Raw genomic sequence first — 22,632 nt, 5'->3', positions numbered from 1 at the left:
ACGAAAATGAAAATGAATGACTGGAAATTAATGCCTTTTTTTGTGATGCATCCCCGAATGAAGGTCAAGTTGTGATTAAAAATGAGGCGGGGAAATGGACGGTTTTTACTTATAATGAGAGAACTTCAAAAGCCGGCGAGAAAATGTATAATAACGAAAGCGATGCTCTAGAAGAATTTATAAAAAGATTAAGAGAAGATAAATGAGTAAGGAAATACTGTGTAAGGTCTATCCAAATAGCACCACGCCTCTGCTCAAATTATAACTTATTTAAAGGTACTGGATCATATCTGCTCAGTGATTCTGCATGATCGCTACGTCTTTTTTTGCTTTTGTCCAAATATATTAATAAAGGGACCGGTGTGCTATGCTGTTTTTTCCGTTCCTGAAATGGATTGGCAAAGGCAGGGGTGACGTGTTTTTGTGATTTTAAAAATTTTTTTGCTCAACCTGATTAGTGATCTGGATAATCTTCTTATTATTACAACGGTGGTTCGAAAGTATGGCTACGAGCCAAAACAGCTGTTTTTTAATATCGTTGTATGTCTAACGGTCAGCCGTACGATTTATGTTGCGATGATTCAGTATTTAACAGGGATCCCGGGATTTCGAGTGCTCGCGGGCATGATTCTCCTCTACATCGCTTTCTGTTTTGTGAGCTCCATCCAGCCTGATTCCGAGGCAAGGCCCGTTCCAAGCATCCCGGCCGCCAAAATGCTATTGATTGTGCTTGCGGCTGATATGCTTGTCTGTATGGACAGCGTTTTGATCACGTCCGGCATCTCCACCAATTTGCTGTCCACGATGGCTGGCATGGCCTTAAGCTTAACGACCGTACTCGCTTTCTTCGAGTTTTTTTCTGAAATACTGGACAAAATTTCATGGGTGCAGATTGTTGCCGGCGGTTTGATTACACATGTTGCAATCACCGGCATCTTTAAAGATCCGATGATGAAATACCCTGTGAGCTTACTGGAAAAAGTTTGGGGATTTCAATTGCACGAATGGATCAATTTCATTGCGCTGGATACCGCCATCTTTCTGATATTAATCGGGTTCATGATTAAGGCAAGAAATAGGGCCTGATTAGTTTTCCGAAAGCGGGCCAGCTGCCGGGATGCACGAACGTCCGGACCGGCAGCAAACAGCCCGGTGCGTTTGCAGCTATATACTGGATTGGAGTCCCGTAAGCCGGGCAAATCTTAGAGTCTCATATAACAATGAAAAGTCCCCTGGTTCGTGGGAAAGATTCCGCTCACGAACCGGGGGCTTGTTTCGTTGCGGGGATTTTTTGCAAATAAGCTTCCTTGTGGTGTTTTCCTTGGGAAGTTCGTTCGAAATAGTAACAATTTTACAAAACGTAAAGGATTCTGCTGAATGATTTGATATTTTGGCTAATGCATTACGGATCAAAACAAGCTAATATGAATTTATACAAATTAGAAAATTCATTAAAATGGACAATCGGAATGGTTGATAACTTTCCTTCCACACTTTTCAGGATGAGCAGGAAGTGATTGAAAAAGCGAATCGTACGCGATACGGCCTTGCTGCTTACTGCTATACAAACGACCTGGGCAGAGGGCTTCGCATGATGAACGAACTGGAATACGGCATTGTTGGAATCAATGATGCCGCTCCTGTAACCGTTCAGGGTCCTTTTGGGGGATATAAGGAAAGCGGCATTGGCCGGGAAGGAGGGAAGTCCGGCATCCTCGAATACTTGGAAGAAAAGTATGTTTCCATCCGGATGATGTAAAGGGAGGGATCAAATTACCACAAAAATAAAACGCTTACAATACGCTGCTGGAAGATGATGGCCGTAGCAAATGAATGGGATTGTCCCACAATTTACCATAAAACATTGAAGGGTTACAATGAAAAAACCATTTGGACTCAGAGATGATGTGACGGTTCGTTCCATTGCAGAAAAAGGTAATGCCTATTTTTTCTTAATTGTGTTCATTGCAGTCCTGCCGGCATTCTTGGAAGGATTTGACGGGAATTTGTTTGGTTTTGCGTCACCCTATATTGTTGAAAATGCCCATGCGTCTGTCGCTTCACTCGGACTCTTGATTACCGGAAGTGCCATTGGTCTGACATTGTTCAGCCTTGCCGGCGGATTTCTGTTCGATAAATTTTCCGTGAAAAATACCATTTTAATATCCGTTTCCATCTTCTCTGTGTTTACATTTTTAAGTGGTTTTTCGCATAATTTGACGATGCTGATGATTGCAAGAATTTTGGATGGAATTGGGGTTGGCATGTTTCAACCGGCAATCGTCGCCTTTTTAGGGGACATTTTCCCGGAGAAGCGCGGGAAAGCAACGGCAGCTTTTGCCATTTCCTACGGGGCGGGCATATTTATTGCTCCGTATGTCGTTTCCCCGTTCCTGCCAAACATCACTATTCCCTTTGCCATTGTTGGGATATTATCTGCTTTATCGGTACTCGGTTGTTATTTGTTTATCCCAAAAACGTATAAAAGACTGGAAAAGCAAAAGGTTGAATTTAAAGGCGTATTAAACCGAAATGTCAACCTCATTTCGCTGTCAACCCTGTTTTACGGTGTGGCCCAGTTTGCGTTTATCGGCTTCATTTCACAATATTTACTCAAGGTGTTACATCTTCCACCGGGACAAGCAGCTGTGATTTCCTCCATCTATGGCATTTCCGGTTTAATTTGTTCAATGCCGCTTGGGATGCTGGCTGACAGGATTGGAAGAAAACATGTATTCAGGCTTACCGGGCTGCTTCTTTTCATCGGCGGCGCAGGCATTTTCAGTGTAGGGAGCCATGTGCTGGCGCTCAGTATATTGATGTTTGTGTTTGGCGCAGGTAGTTATTTCCCGGGCATTGCCTCCGCAATAGGGCAAGATTCTGTCAAAGAACATGTCACCGGCACGGTAACCGGATATATTTTCTTCATTTTTGGCATTGGCCAGATTTTCGGCGGGCCCCTGTTTTCTTTCCTGCTGCCGCTCGGTTTTATGAAAGCCGGTTTGATTGCGCTCGGCGTGCCAAGCCTGTTGTGCTTTTTACTCACGCTCTTCACAAACAGCGGGATGCAAAGAGCTTTGCAGACTGAAAAAGACAGTCTTGATTACAATTCATTGACAAATACCCAGATTGGAGTGGAAAAAATTGATTAATCCGAAAGCACTATCATCCGGTTTTGAATTAAGCCAAAAAAATACAGATGAACTATGGCGCTGGTCGGCTGCTGAACTGGCGTATGCCATCCGGACAAAACAGATTTCCTCGCGTGAAGCGGTCATGAGCTGTCTTAAAAGAATTGAAGAAGTCAACCCAAAAGTCAATGCGTTAGTAGAAGTGCTGGCTGAAGGTGCGCTTCGGGCTGCGGATGCTTCGGACCGGTCCGTATTAAAAGGGGAAGAGCTCGGCCCGCTTCATGGGGTGCCGGTTGCGACCAAAATCAATACTGATCAGGCAGGCCATGTCACGACAGACGGTGTCGTTGCCTTTCAACATAACGTGGCGACAGACGACAGCCCCCCGGTCGCCCACTTACGCAAAGCAGGTACTGTTTTCGTTGGAAGGAGCAATGTCCCTTCATTCAGCCTGAGGTGGGTTTCCAATAATGACTTGCATGGCAGCACATTAAATCCGTGGGATCCCACCCGGACACCCGGCGGTTCAAGCGGCGGGGCAGCATCGGCGGTGGCATGCGGGATGGCGCCGATTGCACAGGGGAACGATATCGGCGGCTCGATCCGGTATCCGGCATATGCATGCGGCATTACAGGTATCCGGCCTACGATCGGTCGGGTTGCAACAGGTGTCAACCTTCCAAATGGAGATCCGCCCTTATCTCTCCAAATGAAAGTAACAGAAGGACCGCTGGCACGGAATGTTGCCGATTTACGATTGGCGCTTTCTGTGATGTCGGCATACGATCCGAGCGATCCGGTCCACGCAAATGTTCCGTTAACCGGCGAACCGCTCAAAAAACAGATCCGTGTCGGGCTGCTCCGCGATCCAGGCGTGGTAAAACCGGATCCGGCTGTCAATCAGGCTTTGAACGAGGCGGCTGCGTATTTAAATGACGCCGGCTATGTGGTAGAAGAAGTAGATTTGCCTTTGTTTGCCGAAGCTTATAAACTCTGGTACCTGCTCGTGCTAGAAGACTTGACCGATCTCTGGCCGGCTATTAAACAATTTGGGGATGAAGGGGCAAGGTTAAATCTGCAATATAATTACGAGGTTTCGAGACAATGGTGGGGAGAAGTCACACTTGAAAAATACCGAACAGGATATGCGCGGAGAGGGACGCTGATTATTGCATTACAGAAATTTATGGAACAATATCCGATCCTGCTCCTTCCTGTTTCGGCAGAGCAGGCGTTCAAACAAAATGAAGATATTGAAAGTGTCGACAGCAACGCGCGGCTCATGGCGGCGCAGTGGCCGATGATGTCCATTGCTTTACTCGGCTTTCCGGCCATTTCAGTCCCGACATCTGTAAGCGGCGGGTTGCCGGCCGGGGTTCAAATTGTTGGAAGGCGGTTCCGGGAAGACACGATTTTAGATGCTGCAGAAATCATTGAATCTCGGGCAAATATCCAAGTGCCAATCGACCCGCTCTTTCATTGATTCTTGTTTTTTTATCGTGATTTTCTATAGGCAGCTGAAAGAAGGGATAAAGTTGATAGCGAAAACGATAAGCAGTTCAAATATGACCTATATCGGACAAGAAGAATCCGGCGTCATTTCGTTTAAAGGGATCCCCTACGCCAAACCGCCTGTAGGAAAACGGCGATGGAAAGCACCGGAAGACCTGGACCCCGAACCAAAAAGAATCGAAGCTTTTTCATATGGCTCGCCTTGCATACAACCGGTCGATGAAAATGAACCCTCTTCATTTGGGAACCAGTCTGAAGACTGTCTGACATTAAATATATGGACGAGAGAACTGGAAGACGCGAAAAAGCCGGTCATGGTGTTTATTCACGGGGGCGGATTTATTGGCGGAGGTTCGAATGATCCGCTATATGACGGAAAAAGTTTTGTAAAACGAAACGATATCGTATTGGTTTCGATCAACTACCGGGTAAATATTTTTGGATTTCTTGATTTGGAGGAGCTTGGCGGAAAGGCATACGCAGACAGCAAAAATTTAGGCATATTGGACCAAATCAAAGCATTGGAATGGATTAAAGCACATATTCATCTGTTTGGCGGGGATCCAGGCAATATTACGATTTTTGGCGAATCATGCGGCGGCGCAAGTGTTTCGCTACTCATGACGATTCCAAAAGCGAAAGGGCTGTTCCAAAGAGTGATTGCACAAAGCGGGACGGTCAATCTTGTGAAAAATGAGGAGACGGCAAAACAAATTGGAAGGGATTTTGTAAAACTCACGGGTGCGCGTTCGGTTGAGGATTTGCTGGCATTAGGCGCGGACCAACTCAGAGTGTATTGCGACCGGCTGATGGATCTTTATCAGTATAAAAGCGAGATTATGTTTGCACCGACTGCTGACGGGAAATTAATTCCGCTCAATCCTTATCAGGAGATTGAAAACGGATGTGCTGCAGGGATCGACTGTATGATTGGCACAACAAAAGATGAGATGGCCTATTGGCGCCTGTATTACCCGGATTTGGATGATATTTTGGAAGATTATCTGAACCAGCAGCTTTCCATCATCGAGAGTATGTCCGGCATTGTTGCAGCGGCCGCACAGCACCGCATACAAGCCGGTTCTGCGGGTCCATATCAGCTTGCCAACGACATATTGTTTCACATCCCGGCTATAAAATTTGCGGAAGCCCAGTCCCGTTTTGCCAGTACATGGATGTACTTTTTTACCTGGCCTTCCCGGATAAAAGGGCTTGGTGCGTGCCATGCTATTGATTTGCCGTTTGTCTTTCATAACTTAAAAAGTGGGGAGTGGCTGACAGGAAAAGAGCCGCCGGTAACACTGGCTGACCGGATGCAGGATACGTGGGTTTCTTTTGCCCGTAACGGGAACCCCGCTCATCCCGCGATTCCTGCCTGGCCGGCCTATGATCCGGATCACCGTTCCGTGATGCAAATCGATGAGAACTGGCGCTGCATCCGCGGCCACGTTCCGGAAATCCTACGAACAAAGAAATGTACACAGAAAGTCGAATGATTCTTAGGGCGACATTGAACAACATAAGTCATGAAAAAGGCCTGTTTAGAAAAGGAACAAGGTTGATAGGACGCGTCATTTTGTATGCCAATTTCATAGAACGAGGTTTTCTGGGAAACGCCCCCCACTAAAAAGAGTGCGTCCCGAGTAAATGAATCCTAAACAGAAAGGAATAATGGGAATGACCATTGGATTAGAATTTGCATTTCAAGCGTATGTGTCGATTGATGAAAATTTGACGATCGGACCTGTCCCCGGCGGAATCCGCAATATTACGCCGATCACAGGAGGCGTGTTCGAAGGCCCCGGCATAAAAGGAACGGTCATACCGGGCGGGGCGGACTGGTCATTGACAAGAGAAAACGGTGTCATTGATATTTGTGCCCGGTACACATTAAAAACGGATGATGATGTGCTGATCTATGTCATCAATAAAGGGTTGTATATTGAAAAACCCGGAGGCTTGCAGGAAAGGCCGGCTTCAAGAGAAGGAGTGGAGCCGGTGCCGGAATATTTCAGAACGACCCCCGTCTTCGAAGTCTCGAATGAAAAGTATGACTGGTTAAACCGCAACATTTTCGTTTGCGATCCACTTTGTGATCATGCCGGTAAAAGGATTGGGACAAATCTGGGGATATTTATGCCTGAAATTAAAAACAGATGTAATGGACGCGTACACTTCTTTTATCATGGAGCACGCCGTCCTTGCCATTTCACAAATCATGTTAAGAACGAAAACAATGGAAGAAAACAAGCGCGTTGCGGAAGAAGAGGTAGCTAGGAAACTGCTTGCGGGCAAAGACTGTGAACAGGCCGAAATCAAAGCCGTTTTGCCCGGTTATTCTGCCAATTTGCATTTCCGGGTCATTTTACTCAAAGTTACGAAGCCACAATCCGGCACCAAAGATTGGGAAGAAACATTGCTGCAGCTTTCCGCCATGATGAAAAACAGGATAAAAAAGAAAGGCATGCTTTCCCTTATTTCAGCTGCCAAGGACGAAATTGCAGCGATTTGCTTTTTTAAAAAGGACGAGCATAATCATGATCTTGCAACTTTTTCTGATATCCACCAGTCATTGGTGCAACTCAGCATAAAGGACCGTTACAACGGCAAGCACACGATGACGGGAATCAGCAAAGCTTATAAGAATACAGCGGACGTTTGCCAGGCGTATGATGATGCGAAAAAAGTCATCTTTCTGCAACAGATCAACCTGCTTCAAGAAATTTTTTTATGACAAAATCGGCATTTACCAGATCTTGCTATTAGGCGAGAAAAATGAATATGTGGAAACGTTTATCTATGACCAGCTTGGACCCGTACTGGAATATGACGCAAAAATGAATGCCTCTTTATTAACAACACTTGAAGTTTACCTGAAAAACAGGGGGAGGAAAAAAGAAACGGCAAATGAACTGTTTATCGTCAGGCAGACGCTTTACCACCGCCTTGAAAAAATAGAAGAACTGCTCGGCTATCAATTTATGGAGCCGGCCCGCAGGCTTGCGCTTGAAACGGCGATTCTCGCTTATCATATTTATCAATCCGGCCATACGCACTTCAACCTGGAAGATTATCAATTGTAATGGGGGTGCCGCCCGCCGGTTCCGGCGACAGGCAGTGTGGCAGCAATCTGCTGGTCCCTTCCACCAGCCGCATTTTTTCAAGAATGCAGGGAACATTCACCTACACAACGGAATGCCTCCGCGCTGCCAAAGCGGGAGGATTTTTTGTGGATTGAATACAATTGTGACCTTTTTCCTATATAAATTGGTTTTATCACAACTATATTCCTAAAATGGTAAATTTTCTATGAGATTACAGTTGAATTACGTTTTCATAGAATGATTGAAAGTGGCAATATATTTTTTTAAAATAGGGTTTGTGAGTGAAACAAACCATGACCCTTAATATATAGCCAATGAAAATTTTTTTAAACATCCAGGAGGTTTCAATCTTGACTCGAAAAAAAGTATTGTCTGTTACAGCCGGCATGACATTAGCGTCTTTAATTGTAGGTTCTGCATCAACGGAAGCAGCTACATACACGGTCAAAAAAGGAGATTCGTTGTGGAAAATATCCCAACAATATCACACAACGGTTTCCCAAATTAAAAATGATAACCATCTGACAGGCGATATTATTTATCCGAATCAGAAATTTAAGGTGCCGTCTCAAACACCAAAAAAATATAAAATTGTATCAGGAGACACGCTTTCCGGCATTGCCAAAAAATACGGTGTCAAAGTATCTCAACTGAAAGAGTGGAACAACTTAAGCTCTGATTTAATTTATGCCGGAGATACCCTGAAAATTAACAGTTCTTCCGCTACGGTCAGCAGCACTGCCAATAGCACTGCGAATAGTACTTCAAACAGTACTGCAAATAGTAATTCCAATAGCACTGCCAATAACAGCACTGCCAACAGCAGTACTGCAAACAACACCGCCAAAAGTGCTGCAACGCAAAAAAGCACTGCGCCAAACGGCACCTATCAAATTGTGAAAGGCGACACGCTTTCCGGCGTTGCGCAAAAATTCGGCGTGACCGTTTCTCAATTGAAAGAATGGAACCATTTGAGCTCTGATTGGATTGTTGCCGGCAGTGCTTTAAAAGTGGACGGCCCATCCAGTGCGGCAAGCAGCTCGAATGGAAGCAGCACGCAATCCAATCAATCGTCTGGCGCGACAAGCAGCTCTTCTAACGCAGGAAGCGCAAGTTCACAGACAAGCGGCTCGTCCAGCACGCAAAGCAGTTCGTCCAACAATTCGGGCAGCACAACCAACAGCACGCAATCCAGTCAATCGTCCAATGCTCAAAGCAGTTCACAAGCAAGCGGCTCAACCAGCAGCTCACAATCCAGTCAGTCGTCCAGTGCTCAAAGCAGTTCGTCTAACGCCGGAAGCAGCTCATCCAGCTCTGCAAGCACAAGCAGCTCAAGAGCCGTTTCCAAAAACACGGTATCATCAAGTTCAAATTCGGGCTCTTACAGCGGCTCCGCAGTGGCACAAATTGCACAAAAATACATCGGCGCACCGTACCGTTTCGGCGGAACCACGCCATCCGGATTTGACTGCAGCGGCTTCGTATTCTATGTATACAACCAGGCCGGCAAATCCATTGCCCGCCAGTCTGCAGCAGGGTACTATGGCAGCTCTTACCAAGTAAGCAGCCCGCAGCCGGGAGATCTTATCTTCTTCCAAGATACCTATAAAAGCGGAATCTCGGATGTCGGCATCTATCTCGGAAACAACCAGTTTATCTCTGATTCAGACAAGAGCGTCTCAATAAAAAGTTTAAGCAACCCTTATTGGAAATCTCATTTCAACAGCATCAGGAGATTCTATTAAGATGAAAAAGTCGGCGGTATGCTAAGCCGCTCCGTGTTGAGATGTAAAACATCAATTAACACGGCAAAAAACAGAAATAGCAATACAATTCGTCAATAAAAAAGTCTAAAAGCGTGGCTAGTACTAGCCACGCTTTTAACATTGGTTTCAGGTACAAATTCAGATTGAAGATTAGTATTGCATTACTGAACGACTACATAACCAAAAGAGAACATTCAACCTGAAATATTCATAGCTACAAATCCCATTTGATAAATTTTGTTAAATTAGTTGAAAATAACGGTATTTAATTAAGAACCGTAGCCAATTCATAAAATAACTGAATTTTCAATAGAACAACTCTGGTATTTTGGGCATACTTGCCCCTTGACTGAAAAATTTATTTTTTTCAGTTATGAGAAGTATTCTATTGGTCATTCCAATTGTAGCTTTTGAATTCGATTCAGTACATCCCAAAAGAAATTTTGATACACAAAACTCGGATGTGTTTGAAGTAAAGGGATCTGCCTGATTTCACGACTTTACTTGCCGCTTTAATTAACCGAGTACGTATCGTATCAATTTGCATAGTTTTTTGACCTTCCGGAAAACAAAGAGTTCGTAACCAATTGGTCAAATTATATGCAAGAAGTGTTAACATCATTTTTACTTCGTTCACTAGAAAAGCGTGGCTATTCATATGATCAAAGTAAAAGCCATTTTTTGCTTCTTTGATATAGTTTTCCATCGTCCCTCTTTTTTGATAAGCTCGGACGATATCTTGAGGAAAAGCTAATTCAAAGTTAGTAACAAAAAAGGAATGGGTAAAGAACAGCTCACCTGCAGGACGTACCGATTGAATAATCACCCTTCTTGGTTTTGACCATGATTTTGCTTGGTAAATCGTTTCTTCATAATAGGTTTCCGTCTTGGAAACATCTAAAGGTGCGGAAGAAGGATGGTATTCCTTCGCTAAACTTTGTAGTTGTGAATTCGATTTCAACCGAATAATATACAAAACAGATTCTTCTTCACACAGATCGTATAATCCCGGAACAGCAAACCCGCTATCTCCACGAAGAAACAGGGTAGTTTCCGGAAACATTTCGTTATAATGTTTAATGAGAGGCCGAATAAATTCCACCACACCATTTGATGTATAAACATTTCCGGGACGGAGTTGTGCTTTCAAAAAGTCACCAGTCGCACCATCAAAGGCGACTAATGGATGAAAACCCATCGTGCCATAATGAGTATTATATGACGAAGATTCTTGGTCCCCATATGTATCCGAATGAGTCGAATCCAAGTCGATAAATAACTCTTTCGATTGTCGAAAACAATGAATCTTATCAAGCATTTCTTGGTTAGCCAGATTTAATTGTTCAATTGAATCTTTATCAAATCGTGTATAAAAGCGAGACAAACTGGGCTGGGAAGCAAGTGTTGGAGTTTCAATGATTTCCTTAAACACAGGATCATGAGTCAACTGATCAGCCGCATCATCTTCCGCATACCCGGCAATGATTTGATAGACTTTTTGACGTAACAAGTTTTCATTTGAATGAAGATAATATTTCCTTGAATCGTTAAGTCTCAAGTACTTAACTAAAGTCTTTGAAAAACCAATTTTTTCATCGAATTCTCTAAAAAGAAACTCACCTGTATCGGAGGAAAGAGAACCTCCATCATTTGACAATTTAATTTTATGATTGAAATCAAGTGTTTTTTGCGTTAAAGTAACCATATAAAGAGTCCTTTCTGTTTGGTTTTTGTTTTGGTTACTTTAACTTTAACAGAAATGGATTCTTTTTTCATTTTTTTAATGAATTACAATAAAGCCGAAAAGGCTTGGTAATCCATAAGTTATAATAAGTTTCTGAATTTCTGTGAATAATTCAGGTTCAAAAAAGAAATTCAATATAGTGTCGGCATCTATGCTGTAATGGATATCCTTCAGTCATTTTATTTGGTTTTGAAACCTTGATAAAATGAGTTGAAGCATTTATGTTAAAATATACATAAAAGGGTGATTTAATTGAACATTTTATGGGACTTCGATGGAACATTATTTGATACTTATCCTGTATATACCAACATTTTCTCTCAAGTATTGGGAGAAACAGTAGATAAACGGGAAATCTATGGGAAACTGAAAATTTCCTACTCACACGCAATTCATTTTTATGACATTTCAAGTGAACAAGAAGAGGAGATAAAAAAGTTAAAGAAAAATATATCTCCAGAAGATATGAAACCATTTAATGGTGTAGAAGGAATTTTAAATTTCGCAAATAAAAATGTTATTGTCACACACAAGTCTAGGGAAGGTGTTGTCGGCATCCTAAAATATTATGGATGGGATAAATACTTTGTAGATATGGTTACGATTGACGATGGGTTCCCTCGTAAACCTAACCCATCAGCTTACAAACATCTGCACGAAAAATATAGAATCGACCTAGCGATTGGGGATAGAGAATTGGATTTATTACCCGCCAAAGAACTGGGAATTTCAACGTGTATCTTTCAAAATCAAACGGATATTGCAGATTACCAATTACAGGACTACACTGAATTTTTCAATACAAATATTCCTGAAAGATTGAACATGTGACTGATAATGGTAAGTTGAAGTGGTGTTCCGATGAGGTAAACAAGTTGCGTTCTTCATAACGATCCATTCGGCAGCGAAAACCCAAGCTCATTTTATATTAGATATTATAGAGGAACCGAATCTTGGTTCTTTTTTTTTAAGCAGGGGATCAGGCCGGAATATCTTAAAATAGATGCCGAGAAAGTGATCAAAGCAGCAAAAGAGACAACTTTGACGGTTGTATCAAAGTAATTTTAATTATGTTCACACGAAAAAGGGCTGCCTACCCGGTAATTCCTGGAATTGGGAAACAACTGGAATGCTTATCTTTTTCTTGATGCAGGCTTTACAATCTCCCAATTACTTTAGTAAACTAAATAAAGTAATAGCTTTCAGGAGGCGTTCCATTATGGAAGATAGCAAAATGGACCAGTTCCTTACGCATTGGCGGTATATTAACCGGCATCTGCGGGAAGGGCGGCTGGCAAATGAAGATAAGAAGATTACACGTTTACAGTGGATATTGTTGCGGCATGTTGGCAGGTCCGGGCAGTGTACGATGGGAAGCCTTGCCGAACATTTCAATGTCAGCATGAGCACGGTCTCGCAAATGATCGACCGGCTTGAAAAATGGGGATATACTCGGCGCGTGACGTCAGCCCGTGATGGCCGCGTGAAAATGGTGTCCTTGACAGAAAAAGGAGAAGCAATCATCAACGAAGCAAAAACCGCTTATCTCCAGCAGCTGAGCAATGGATTAAGCAAATTTTCAGAAGAGGAGCAGGAACTGTTTATTGGATTTCTGCAGCGGCTGGCTGAGAATTTAAAAGTGTCAAAAGGTGATCCCCAGACGGATAAAAAAGCGTAAGCAGAAATGATTTCCGCAACGTTAAAAGGTGGAATGGTCCGATGCATTTTTTAAGCAAGTATGCCAAAAAGTACTGGAAACTTTTTAGTACGGCTGTTTTCTTTTTAATGTGTGAAGCGCTCTGCGATTTGATGCAGCCGGCGATCCTGTCAAAAATTATTGATGTCGGCGTGGCATCCAGGAATATGCCTTATGTGTTAAAGATGGGCGGCGTGATGTTATTCATCACAGCGTGCGGCGCGGTTGCCGCCTCACTAAGGAGCACGCTCGCAAGCATTGTGTCACAAAACTTTGGGGCGGAATTGCGGTCGGATTTGTTCCGGAAAATCCAAGCACTTTCTTTCCAAAGCATCAATCGATTTGACCGGGCCTCACTCATCACAAGGCTGACCAATGATGTTACCCAGGTACAGAGCTTTATCAATGGTTTAATGCGCATGTTTGTCAAAGCGCCACTACTTGCAATCGGCGCTTTGATCATGGCAGTCCGGCTTGACCCGCAGCTTTCTGTGGTGCTGGCAGTTGTTGTGCCAATTGTCATCATTTTCATTATAGTGAACATGCGATTGGGTTTTCCGCTGTTTATGAAAGTGCAAAAAGCGCTCGACCGCGTGAACGGCATCATGAGGGAATATTTATCCGGTGTCCGTGTCGTGAAGGCTTTTAACCAGTTTCAATTTGAAGTGGAGAAATTCAGCGTGGCAAACCGCCGTCTGCAAGAACGCTCGACTTCTTCGATCCGGATCATGTCCATCTTCAGCCCGGCGATCTTGCTTACAGTCAATTTCGGCATTGTCGCGATTTTATGGATGGGCGGCTTCGGGGTGAACAATGGTACCATGAAAGTCGGCCATATTATTGCTTTTATCAATTATATGACGCAAATTTCAACCTCGTTGATGATGATTTCCATGGTGTTTAACATGTTTGTCCGGGCAAGGGCCTCCACTTTTCGGATCGGTGAAGTATTTGCCGTTGAAGAAAAAACCTTCCCGAACAGATTGAAGCATGAAGTAATGGCTGAAAGAGGGAGAATTGATTTTGAAAATGTCACTTTTTCCTATACCGGACGGGGAGAAGATGCAGTTTTGAAAAATATCACGTTTACCATTTATCCGGGTGAAACTGTCGGCATTATTGGCTCAACCGGATCGGGAAAAAGCACCCTAGTGAATCTCATTCCGCGCTTTTACGATGTAACAGGCGGGTCCCTTAAAGTGGATGGGATGGATGTCGGGGATTTTCACCCGCACGATCTGCGTGAAAAAATTGCGCTCGTTCCACAGAAAAACATTCTTTTTACCGGCAGCGTCCGTGAAAATATTCAATGGGGAAATGACCGGGCAGGAATGGATGAGATCGAACGGGCTGCGAGACTGGCAGAGGCACATGACTTCATTGCGGCCGCGCCTGAAGGCTATGATACGATGATTGGCCAGAGCGGCGTCAATTTTTCCGGTGGGCAGAAGCAGCGCATTTCGATTGCCCGTGCATTGGTGAGACATCCGGAAATCCTTATTCTTGACGATAGTACAAGTGCGGTGGATGTTGCAACTGAAATGCGGATCAAGGCAGCGTTAAAAAGATATGCAAAGGGGATGACTTGCCTTTTGATTGCCCAGCGCATTACTTCTGTGATGGACACGGATAAAATAATCGTGTTGGAGAAAGGAGAAGTTGCCGGCCTGGGCACGCATGAGGAGCTTCTCAGAGCCTCTCACGTTTATCAGGAAATTTATCAATCGCAAATGGGTAAGGAAGTGTTGCAGGATGGCCGGACAAACGAACGGATATAAGGGAAATCAGGCACCGGGGTCTTTTTTGCGGATGGGCCGTCCGGGTGGGGGAGGCGCGGCACGGTTCAGAGGCCCGGCCGAGAAACCAAAGCAGTTTAAAGGGACGTTAAAAAGGCTTTGGGCTTATTTTGGCAGGGAAAGAAACGGGCTGTCCGTCATTCTTGCATTGATTGTGGCCGACTCTGTCCTTACATTGTGCATTCCCTATTTTATCGGCAGGGCCGTTGATGCCATGCCACCGGGCAGAAAGGTCCGTTTTAACCTGCTTGAAATCATGATTTTTGTGCTTACAGCGGCTTATATTGCAGATGCTGTCTTAACCTTTTTACAAGGTTGGCTTGTGGCCGGTGTTTCGCAACGGATTGTACAGCGTTTGCGCAGCCATCTGTTTCAAAAGCTGCAAAAACTCCCGGTTTCTTTTTTTGACGCGAGAACCCACGGTGAACTGATGAGCCGGCTGTCGAATGACATAGACAACGTGAGCAATACCATTTCCCAATCGACAACGCAGCTCATGTCGGGGGTCATTGCCCTTCTCGGTACACTCATGATGATGATCATTTTAAGTCCGGTTTTAACGGTTGCAAGCCTGTGTACGGTTCCACTCGTGTTTTTGCTGACGCGGACAATTGCTAAGCGAACTTCAGTGCTGTTTAAAAATAACCAGGCGGAACTCGGCCGGTTAAACGGGCATATTGAAGAAACGATTTCGGGGATTGAGGTGGTCAAAGCTTTTAACCATGAAGAAAAGGCAATTAAGAAGTTTGAAGAGGTGAACCAGTCCTTGCTTAAGGTCGGGCTGAGGGCGCAAATTTGGTCCGGGTTTCTCATGCCACTTATGAACGTGATTAACAACTTTGGGTTTGCAATGGTTGCGGTTGTCGGCGGGGTGCTGGCTTTAAAAGGCATGATTACCGTGGGCGTAATCGCAAGTTTTCTGACATATTCCCGGCAGTTTGTGCGGCCGCTCAATAATTTGGCGAATATTTTTAACGTCCTGCAGTCAGGGGTTGCCGGAGCTGAGCGGGTTTTTGACATACTGGATGAAAAAGAAGAGGCGGAAGATGCAAGAGAGGCGATCGTGCTCCAGGATCCAAAAGGCCATGTTGTGTTTGAAAATGTCAGCTTCGGGTATCGCGAGGACGTTCCGATTATAAAAAATATCAGCTTTGAGGCAAAGCCGGGCACACGTACAGCGCTGGTCGGGCCTACCGGAGCCGGAAAAACGACGATTGTAAACCTTTTGACCCGGTTTTACGATGTCACGGAAGGCCGGATTTCAATTGATGGCACGGATATCCGGAAGTATACACGAGACAGCCTGAGAAGAAGTTTTGGCTTTGTCCTTCAGGATACGTATTTATTTGCAGGTACCATTAAGGAAAATATCAAATACGGAAATCCTAAAGCGACGGATGAAGAAGTTGAAGAAGCGGCCCGGCTTGCCCATGCCGATATTTTTATCAACCGGATGCCCGATAAATATGAAACCATTTTGTCGGAAAACGGGGGCAACTTGAGCCAGGGGCAGCGCCAGCTTTTGGCCATCGCAAGGGTTTTTCTGGCAAAGCCAGCATTGCTGATATTGGATGAGGCAACAAGCAGCATCGATACACGGACAGAACGTTTTATCCAGGATGCGCTCCTTTCGATGATGGAGGGACGCACGAGTTTCATCATCGCCCACCGCCTGAATACAATCCGCGATGCCGATCATATCATGGTCATCGACCACGGGCAAATCATCGAGCAAGGCAGCCATGACGAACTAATGGCACACCGCGGCCGGTATTATCATATGTTTTATAACCAATTTAAAAATGTGGGAGAGGGGTAGGGGGAATGGCTGTTAGCGCCAAATCGTCTACTGAAGTATTTGGCGCTTTGATTTATCCATCGTTTTCTTCCTCCCAATGATCTGGCGACTCTTCTAACCTTATTCTTGCGGTATAATATATGCTGTCTCCTTGCTTCCCTTTAGCATTTCTTAAGCCAACTGCAAGTTTAAAAACATCATAGAAATCAGCATCGTATCGATATATAAATCGATCATCACGGGTGAATTTTCTTGGGGGTTTTTTCATGGAGAAAAAATCTATCCGGCTCCAATCCTGAAGCTGATACATTAATCTAGTGTTGGGCAGATATGGATTCTTCATTGCGATTTGGATAGCTTTATCATATTGTGTTAAGAATTCATCAAACTGGTCTTCTGTCATTTCCTGTGCAATTTTCACTAAATCAATTGAAATGATTTCCGGATGAAACAATATACGCCGGATTGGAAAGTCTTCATTTTTCATCTTTGAATTTCCAACCTTTCTCTGCCTTATCTTTTAACCACAAGATCCTTTAGTTGCTCAATTCCTTTATATTCAATAAATTTTGATGGGTCGGTTTTCGAACGTTTTCCATACTTTTTGTTAATTTCGTGCATTTCATCAGGGGATATGTTATTCTGCTCGTTTAAATGGCTGGATTCCTCAATGCGTAGACGTTCTATTTCTTTTAATACATTTCGATACCATCTAATTGATTTAGACAAGGATTCTAGTTCTTCCGGATTTAGGCCCTCAACAAATTGAAGCAGTTCCGCTTTATTCTCTTGCTCGATCTTGTCAAAAAGCTGATCCACTTTCTGTGCAGATTCAGACATGCTGAACACCTCCCATGATACATTCCCTCCATTCATATTATATCCTAATCCAGACTTGGAATGAAATAGCACCTGTCCTCTCCAATTTTTCAATTTGAAAAATTACGGGTGGAGATAGGAAGAGGGTGCCGTTTTATAGCAAAAATGGAGTTTCCCCTATTTGCTGGGGGCATCAAACGTGGGTTAAAAACGCCTCCAAACCTTCGAGCAGGCTTGGGGGCGTTGTTTCATTTATACATCAAATATTTTTCCCGTTTTTTCTTCCAGGTCCCCAAGTCCCTTTGCCATTTTCGGGCAATGGTTTTAAGGGAGGCGCCACGGTTGATATCCTGCCTGACCCAGCCGTTTCCAATCAGCTGATCAAAATAGGAAATGCCGTTTTTGTCTTCTGCCCGGAAAGTAAATTGGCCGGGATACAGGTCATGGATTGTTTTGACGATTGCAATGCCGGTTTCAACAGACTGGTAAACATTACGGTCCGTGACATGAATTTGGATCCCGTTTGCGAGCTTGCCGGCCCATTTTGAGGTTGTTGGTGTGAAAGATGCGCTTCGGAAGCGGACGCCCGGCAAACCGAGGGCATTCAATTTCTCCGCCAGCAAGTCCCCGTCAATGAACGGTGCCCCGATTAACTCAAACGGGCGGGTCGTCCCCCTGCCTTCCGAAATATTTGTCCCTTCAATGAGTGCCGCACCAGGATAGACGATCGCCGTGTCCAACGTCGGCATGTTCGGGGACGGCATCACCCACTGGAGCGGAGTGTCATCCGCGTACATATCCCTGTGCCAGCCTTTCATCGGCACAACTGTAAGATCTGCGCCGATTCCGCATTCTTTGTTAAAATATTTGGCAAGCTCTCCCGCTGTCATCCCGTGGCGGAGCGCGATCGAATACATTCCGACAAAAGAGGAGTAGGCTGGATTAAGCACCGGCCCCTCGACTTTCGTGCCGCCAATCGGGTTCGGGCGGTCGAGCACGATGAACGGAATGCCTTTTTCCTTCGCTGCTTCCATCGCATAAGCCATTGTGTAAATATAAGTGTAAAATCTTGCGCCAACATCCTGAATATCAAAGACAAGCACATCGACATCCTTCAGCATTTCAGGTGTCGGCTTTTTCGTTTCACCGTACAAACTGTAAACCGGAAGCCCTGTTTTCGAATCGGTATAAAACGGTACATAGGCACCGGCGTCCGCACTGCCGCGCACCCCGTGTTCCGGGCCGAAAAGGGCGGTCAGACGAATATCCGGATTTCTGGCAAATCTGTCCACGATACTGTTTAACGACTGGTCGACACCGGTCGGATTTGTGATCAGCCCGACCCGTTTCCCTTTCAACAAATGGACCTTCTCTTTTAAAAAAACATCAACACCGAGCTGAAAAGAAGGGTGTTTTTGTTTTTCACGCGGCTGGTTGCTCCGGGCCGCATGCACCACGGCCAGGCAGCTGAAAGTGATCATAAGTGCCAATACGCTAGCGAGCCTTTTCATTTCGGTTCCTCCTTTTAACGGTTCCGCAAAGCCCAGTCATGGCTTGTAAAAGATACTTTCGCAGTTTTACCGTGTGATACGACGGACGGATGGAGCACATACCAGCCGCGGCCGTTCACTGATCCGTCGGTTTCATACACAAAGCGGATATGTTTCGTGCCGGCAGGGAGTGGGATGGACATCTGCCGCCAGTTGCCGCTTGATCCGGTTAAAGCATTGCCGGCTTTCGTCCAGTTTTTCCCGTCCGTTGAAACCTCCACTTTCCCAAAGTCTGCGTTTTGTTCCATTCGGTACCAGGTCCGGAAATGGAGAAACGCCGGCCTTTTCAAGTCAACATCTGCCTCCAGCACAGCTTTTCTATTATCGCCGTAACCGGCAAACCATGCGCCGTGTTTATCCGGAACGGCAACCGGGATGGCGTCCGCAGCAAGCCGGGCAACAGATCGCCTGATTCCGTTTGTCGAGACAGTGTTCCGGGTCGGATGGACGCGGTTGGTCAATAAAATGACCGTTGTTTGGTTTTTCGGGCTGATCACCATTGATGTGCCGGTGTAGCCGGTATGGCCCATTGTATTTGTATCGGAGAGCGCATCCATGTACCATCCCTGGTTTAATTCAAAGCCGAGCCCGTGATCATCGCCGGGAAAAGCGCTGTTCATATTCTGTTCCGTCAGCCGGACCGTTTTCGGTTTTAAGATCCGGGTGCCCGCATATTTGCCATTTTGTAAAATCGTTTGTGCAAGTATAGCAAGGTCATGTGCGGTGGAAAACACGCCCGCATGCCCGGCAACGCCATCCAGCGCCCACGCGTTTTCGTCATGCACCTGCCCCCGGATCATTCCTCTTTCAGTCCACGGCTGAAATTCCGTTGCGGCAATGCGCGTTTTTAACGAAGCGGGCGGATTATACATCGTATCGCACATGCCGAGGGGGCCGGTAATATGCGTTTTTACATAAGCATCCAGCCGCTGCCCGCTCAAAACTTCAACCAAAACGCCAAGTGTAATCATGTTTAAATCGCTGTACGTATACGTCGTTCCCGGGGGATTTTGCAGTCCGTGTTTCAGAACAATTTCGAGTCGGTCTTTGCGGGAAGTTCCCATTTTATAAACCGGGATTCCCGCCTCAAACCCGGAAGTGTGTGTCATCAGCTGGCGGATGGTCACGTTCTCCTTTCCGTTTTCCGCGAATGCAGGAATATACTTTGCGACAGGGTCATCAAGCGCAAATTTCCGCTTTTCAAACAGCTGCATGGCTGCAATGGATGTAAACAATTTGCTGATCGAAGCAATGTCGTAAATGGTGTTTGTTTTTGCAAGGACCGGGACGGATGCTTCTGTAAACTGGTCGTCTGTATAACGGTATGCATAGCCGTATGCCTGTTCTTTTACAATCGTGCCTTTCCTTGCGACAAGCACAACGGCGCCCGGCATGACTTTTTGCGCAATCGCGTCATTTACCGCTTTGTCAATGTCTGTGAGCGGGTCTTGGGCCATTCCGGCAGATGCGGGTGTTCCTTTATGCAGTACTGCTGAACTTTTGCCGGGCGCATCCCAAGAAAATGGGTGGCCATGATATCCGGATGCAAAGGCAAGAGACGGGATGGACCCGACTGCCAGCAAAAGAATGCATCCAACCCATAAAACGAATTTTATCCCTTTGTTCTTCAACCAAGTTCCCCCCTTTAGTAATGAAGACCGTGGCCGAACGGTTCGTACCCCGGAATGGTGACGGGCAATTTGCCGCCAGGGTTGATTTCGCCTGTGAGCGCTTTTGCAGCAGATTGCACAGAAACGCTGCGGTTTCCGTAAGTCAGAAGATTTGCGTCCACATCAGGTGCACTCATAATGTCATAAGGATTGCCCATTGAAACCATTACGACCGGTTTGCCTGTTTTTTTCAGCGCTTTTAAAAATGCCTGTTGCGCGGTGTTGGTATTTGCATTGTAAGCGGCGGCGACAATCACGTCGGCATTTTGTGCTTTTTCTACTGCCACAGCGGTTTCCTCCTGTGTTGGCGAGGCCGTTGTGCTCGTATTGCCGATTATAAACCCTTTTTCTTTCAGAAGGTCGGCAAGGCGGCTGCTGTTTGCAACAGATGGGCCGGTTACGAATATTTTTTTCGTTTTATTGAGCGGCAATATTTTATTTTCGTTTTTAACCAGTGTAATGCTTTCGTCCGCCATTTTTTGGGCGGCTTTCAAATGTTCGGGGGTACCAAAATTTCTTAACGCTTTTTCAGATGTAAATGGGTTCCGGACAATGCCGCGTTCATATTTCACCCGTAAAATTCTCGCGACAGATTCATCCAAGCGTTTTCGGCTGATTTCACCGGTTTTCACTGCATTTCGCACAGCATTCCAGGCAACTTCCACATCGGGCGGGTTGAGTAAAATGTCTGCGCCTGCATTGAATGCTGCTACCGGCACTTTGTCGGGGGCAAGGACGTTTGCACCTGACATATCGAGGCTATCGGTCACAATCAGCCCGTCGTAACCCAGTTTTTCACGGAGGAGGCCGGTCATGATCTTTTTCGAAAGCGTCGCCGGCAGGCCGGAATCATCGAGTGCCGGTACAACAATGTGTGCGGTCATGATTGCATCCACGCCGGATGCGATCGCGGCCTTAAACGGTTTTAAATCTACGTCATTTAATGTTTTCAAGTCGTGATGGATGATAGGCAGGCCGTAATGGGAATCGACATTCGTATCCCCGTGGCCCGGAAAGTGTTTGCCGGTAGCGGCCACATTTTGGCTTTGAAATCCTGCGATTTGGGCAGTGCCAAGTGATGCGACAAGGTCCGGATTTTCTGAATAGGAACGGACGCCGATCACCGGGTTGGCCGGATTTACATTGACATCGAGATCCGGGGCAAAGTCCATATTGATGCCGAGACTTTTCAGTTCTACCGCCATGATCTCTGCAGCTTTTTTCGCGTTGGCTGCAGACCTGGTAGCGCCGAGTGCCATATTCCCCGGGAAAACAGTTCCCGGTTCGAGTACACGGGCAACCGCGCCGCCTTCCTGGTCTGTGGAGATAAAGAGCGGAATGCGAGACTTTTGTTTTAACGCAATTTTTTGCAGGCCGTTGGATAACTGCTGCACTTGTCTGGCATCAACGGGGGAGCCGATATTATCCGACCAGTTGAAATAGATGACGCCGCCAATATGGTATTTTTCGATGATTTCTTTGAAGTTTGTGCCGCCACGCCCTTTTTCGATATTCGTTTCGGCGTAGGCGGGGTCCTCCGGTGTTTTTCCGTAAGCATGAACAATGAACAGCTGCCCGACTTTTTCCTCGACCGTCATCTTTCTCAATTCATGGGACACCCAGCGTTCTTCTGCCCTTGTTCTCCAATGCCCATCCTGTTTCGCTTGTACACGGAAGCCGGGCATAAGCGAAAACAACAACGCAAAACATACGACAAACAATCCGGATCTTTTCAAAAACGCCACCCCTCCCTTTTGTAATCCCTTTCATTTTTAGTCTAACAGGCCAAAGAAGCCTGTCCATCCGTCTTTTTGCTTATGTTTTCCAGGCTTGGGTGGTTTTAATATAGATGTTCATACATTCGGATAAACAGCACCACCAGGAAAATTAAAAACCAACCGGAAAGTTTTTGGATAATATTGCAAAATGGGGGCAGACACAGGAACGATGGTAATGATGAATCAGAGAAGCTAAAGTGAAAAAGTGCCCGAATCTCTGGTAGTATTGGGGTTTGTTCAGAAAAAACAACCAAAAAAAGGGGGAATT

18 protein-coding genes and 2 pseudogenes are annotated in these 22,632 nt (G+C 45.4%); 14 read left to right on the top strand and 6 right to left on the bottom strand.

What is annotated here, in order from left to right; genetic code table 11:
• The first annotated feature begins 20 nt into the window (after nucleotides 1–20).
• From NSS95_RS14210 to NSS95_RS14165, 10 genes and pseudogenes are all read left to right on the top strand, one after another.
• On the top strand, nucleotides 21–206 hold the full coding sequence (locus NSS95_RS14210; RefSeq protein WP_063613104.1) for an Imm59 family immunity protein: 186 nt from the start codon (nucleotides 21–23) through the stop codon (nucleotides 204–206).
• Between the two features lie 217 nt (nucleotides 207–423).
• On the top strand, nucleotides 424–1,086 hold the full coding sequence (locus tag NSS95_RS14205; RefSeq protein WP_017552301.1) for a TerC family protein: 663 nt from the start codon (nucleotides 424–426) through the stop codon (nucleotides 1,084–1,086).
• A 409-nt stretch (nucleotides 1,087–1,495) separates the two neighbouring features.
• Nucleotides 1,496–1,759, top strand: a pseudogene (locus NSS95_RS14200) (aldehyde dehydrogenase family protein); the annotation flags it as partial.
• A gap of 118 nt (nucleotides 1,760–1,877) precedes the next feature.
• Nucleotides 1,878–3,152 carry an MFS transporter gene (locus tag NSS95_RS14195; protein ID WP_043052468.1) on the top strand — a complete coding sequence of 425 codons (1,275 nt, stop codon included), beginning with the start codon at nucleotides 1,878–1,880 and terminating at the stop codon, nucleotides 3,150–3,152.
• Nucleotides 3,145–4,614: an amidase family protein gene (locus NSS95_RS14190; RefSeq protein WP_017552304.1), complete on the top strand. Its 1,470-nt coding sequence runs from the start codon at nucleotides 3,145–3,147 to the stop codon at nucleotides 4,612–4,614. Before NSS95_RS14195 ends, NSS95_RS14190 begins: the two co-directional genes overlap by 8 nt.
• Nucleotides 4,615–4,666: 52 nt before the next feature.
• Complete coding sequence (locus NSS95_RS14185; protein ID WP_061577424.1) at nucleotides 4,667–6,139, top strand: carboxylesterase/lipase family protein; 1,473 nt, start codon at nucleotides 4,667–4,669, stop codon at nucleotides 6,137–6,139.
• A gap of 181 nt (nucleotides 6,140–6,320) precedes the next feature.
• Nucleotides 6,321–6,920 carry a DUF3237 family protein gene (locus NSS95_RS14180; RefSeq protein ID WP_017552306.1) on the top strand — a complete coding sequence of 200 codons (600 nt, stop codon included), beginning with the start codon at nucleotides 6,321–6,323 and terminating at the stop codon, nucleotides 6,918–6,920.
• Nucleotides 6,880–7,377, top strand: a complete 498-nt coding sequence (locus tag NSS95_RS14175) for a hypothetical protein (RefSeq protein WP_017552307.1) — start codon at nucleotides 6,880–6,882, stop codon at nucleotides 7,375–7,377. The genes NSS95_RS14180 and NSS95_RS14175 overlap by 41 nt, the downstream gene beginning before the upstream one ends.
• Before the next feature lie 49 nt (nucleotides 7,378–7,426).
• Nucleotides 7,427–7,726 (top strand): helix-turn-helix domain-containing protein, encoded by a 300-nt coding sequence (locus tag NSS95_RS14170; RefSeq protein WP_026684764.1) that lies wholly within the window; start codon nucleotides 7,427–7,429, stop codon nucleotides 7,724–7,726.
• Between the two features lie 371 nt (nucleotides 7,727–8,097).
• Nucleotides 8,098–9,492: a C40 family peptidase gene (locus NSS95_RS14165; protein WP_061577421.1), complete on the top strand. Its 1,395-nt coding sequence runs from the start codon at nucleotides 8,098–8,100 to the stop codon at nucleotides 9,490–9,492.
• A gap of 413 nt (nucleotides 9,493–9,905) precedes the next feature.
• Here the strand turns inward: NSS95_RS14165 and NSS95_RS14160 are convergent.
• Nucleotides 9,906–11,218 (bottom strand): annotated as a pseudogene (locus NSS95_RS14160) (IS1380-like element ISBco1 family transposase).
• A 291-nt stretch (nucleotides 11,219–11,509) separates the two neighbouring features.
• On the opposite strand from NSS95_RS14160, the gene NSS95_RS14155 reads away from it, so the two are divergent.
• From NSS95_RS14155 to NSS95_RS14140, 4 genes are all read left to right on the top strand, one after another.
• The gene (locus NSS95_RS14155; RefSeq protein WP_035183414.1) at nucleotides 11,510–12,088 is read left to right on the top strand and encodes an HAD-IA family hydrolase; all 579 of its coding nucleotides are present in this window, start codon (nucleotides 11,510–11,512) and stop codon (nucleotides 12,086–12,088) included.
• A gap of 388 nt (nucleotides 12,089–12,476) precedes the next feature.
• Nucleotides 12,477–12,935: a MarR family winged helix-turn-helix transcriptional regulator gene (locus tag NSS95_RS14150; protein WP_035183416.1), complete on the top strand. Its 459-nt coding sequence runs from the start codon at nucleotides 12,477–12,479 to the stop codon at nucleotides 12,933–12,935.
• Nucleotides 12,936–12,976: 41 nt separating this feature from the next.
• A complete protein-coding gene (locus NSS95_RS14145) occupies nucleotides 12,977–14,731 on the top strand; it encodes an ABC transporter ATP-binding protein (RefSeq protein ID WP_035183418.1) in 1,755 nt (584 codons plus the stop codon).
• Nucleotides 14,706–16,568: an ABC transporter ATP-binding protein gene (locus NSS95_RS14140; RefSeq protein ID WP_017552329.1), complete on the top strand. Its 1,863-nt coding sequence runs from the start codon at nucleotides 14,706–14,708 to the stop codon at nucleotides 16,566–16,568. The genes NSS95_RS14145 and NSS95_RS14140 overlap by 26 nt, the downstream gene beginning before the upstream one ends.
• A gap of 52 nt (nucleotides 16,569–16,620) precedes the next feature.
• Here the strand turns inward: NSS95_RS14140 and NSS95_RS14135 are convergent, their stop codons facing one another.
• The 5 genes from NSS95_RS14135 to NSS95_RS14115 all read right to left on the bottom strand — a co-directional run bounded on the left by NSS95_RS14135 (nucleotide 16,621) and on the right by NSS95_RS14115 (nucleotide 22,331).
• Nucleotides 16,621–17,034, bottom strand: coding sequence for a hypothetical protein (locus tag NSS95_RS14135; RefSeq protein ID WP_014097012.1), 414 nt, complete (start codon nucleotides 17,032–17,034; stop codon nucleotides 16,621–16,623).
• A 26-nt stretch (nucleotides 17,035–17,060) separates the two neighbouring features.
• Nucleotides 17,061–17,387, bottom strand: coding sequence for a transcriptional repressor TraM (locus NSS95_RS14130; protein ID WP_014097013.1), 327 nt, complete (start codon nucleotides 17,385–17,387; stop codon nucleotides 17,061–17,063).
• 227 nt (nucleotides 17,388–17,614) lie between these two features.
• The gene (locus NSS95_RS14125; RefSeq protein ID WP_061577682.1) at nucleotides 17,615–18,877 is read right to left on the bottom strand and encodes an exo-beta-N-acetylmuramidase NamZ family protein; all 1,263 of its coding nucleotides are present in this window, start codon (nucleotides 18,875–18,877) and stop codon (nucleotides 17,615–17,617) included.
• Between the two features lie 14 nt (nucleotides 18,878–18,891).
• Nucleotides 18,892–20,547 carry a serine hydrolase gene (locus tag NSS95_RS14120; RefSeq protein WP_061577683.1) on the bottom strand — a complete coding sequence of 552 codons (1,656 nt, stop codon included), beginning with the start codon at nucleotides 20,545–20,547 and terminating at the stop codon, nucleotides 18,892–18,894.
• 14 nt (nucleotides 20,548–20,561) lie between these two features.
• Entirely contained in the window at nucleotides 20,562–22,331 is a 1,770-nt protein-coding gene (locus NSS95_RS14115) for a glycoside hydrolase family 3 protein (protein WP_233896603.1), read from the bottom strand.
• Nucleotides 22,332–22,632 lie beyond the last annotated feature (301 nt).

Origin of the sequence: Weizmannia sp. FSL K6-3076 (genome assembly GCF_038007245.1) — a bacterium.
GTDB lineage: Bacteria > Bacillota > Bacilli > Bacillales > Bacillaceae_C > Weizmannia > Weizmannia faecalis.
Note: the sequence above shows the minus strand (reverse complement) of the source record. Positions and strands in the feature narration are given on the sequence as shown.

Coding starts and splice junctions, on each gene's coding strand:
- NSS95_RS14195 (WP_043052468.1), top strand. CDS start 1,878: ATGAAAAAACCATTTGGACTCAGAGATGATGTGACGGTTCGTTCCATT.
- NSS95_RS14180 (WP_017552306.1), top strand. CDS start 6,321: ATGACCATTGGATTAGAATTTGCATTTCAAGCGTATGTGTCGATTGAT.
- NSS95_RS14175 (WP_017552307.1), top strand. CDS start 6,880: ATGGAAGAAAACAAGCGCGTTGCGGAAGAAGAGGTAGCTAGGAAACTG.
- NSS95_RS14150 (WP_035183416.1), top strand. CDS start 12,477: ATGGAAGATAGCAAAATGGACCAGTTCCTTACGCATTGGCGGTATATT.
- NSS95_RS14145 (WP_035183418.1), top strand. CDS start 12,977: ATGCATTTTTTAAGCAAGTATGCCAAAAAGTACTGGAAACTTTTTAGT.
- NSS95_RS14140 (WP_017552329.1), top strand. CDS start 14,706: ATGGCCGGACAAACGAACGGATATAAGGGAAATCAGGCACCGGGGTCT.
- NSS95_RS14135 (WP_014097012.1), bottom strand. CDS start 17,034: ATGAAAAATGAAGACTTTCCAATCCGGCGTATATTGTTTCATCCGGAA.
- NSS95_RS14130 (WP_014097013.1), bottom strand. CDS start 17,387: ATGTCTGAATCTGCACAGAAAGTGGATCAGCTTTTTGACAAGATCGAG.
- NSS95_RS14125 (WP_061577682.1), bottom strand. CDS start 18,877: ATGAAAAGGCTCGCTAGCGTATTGGCACTTATGATCACTTTCAGCTGC.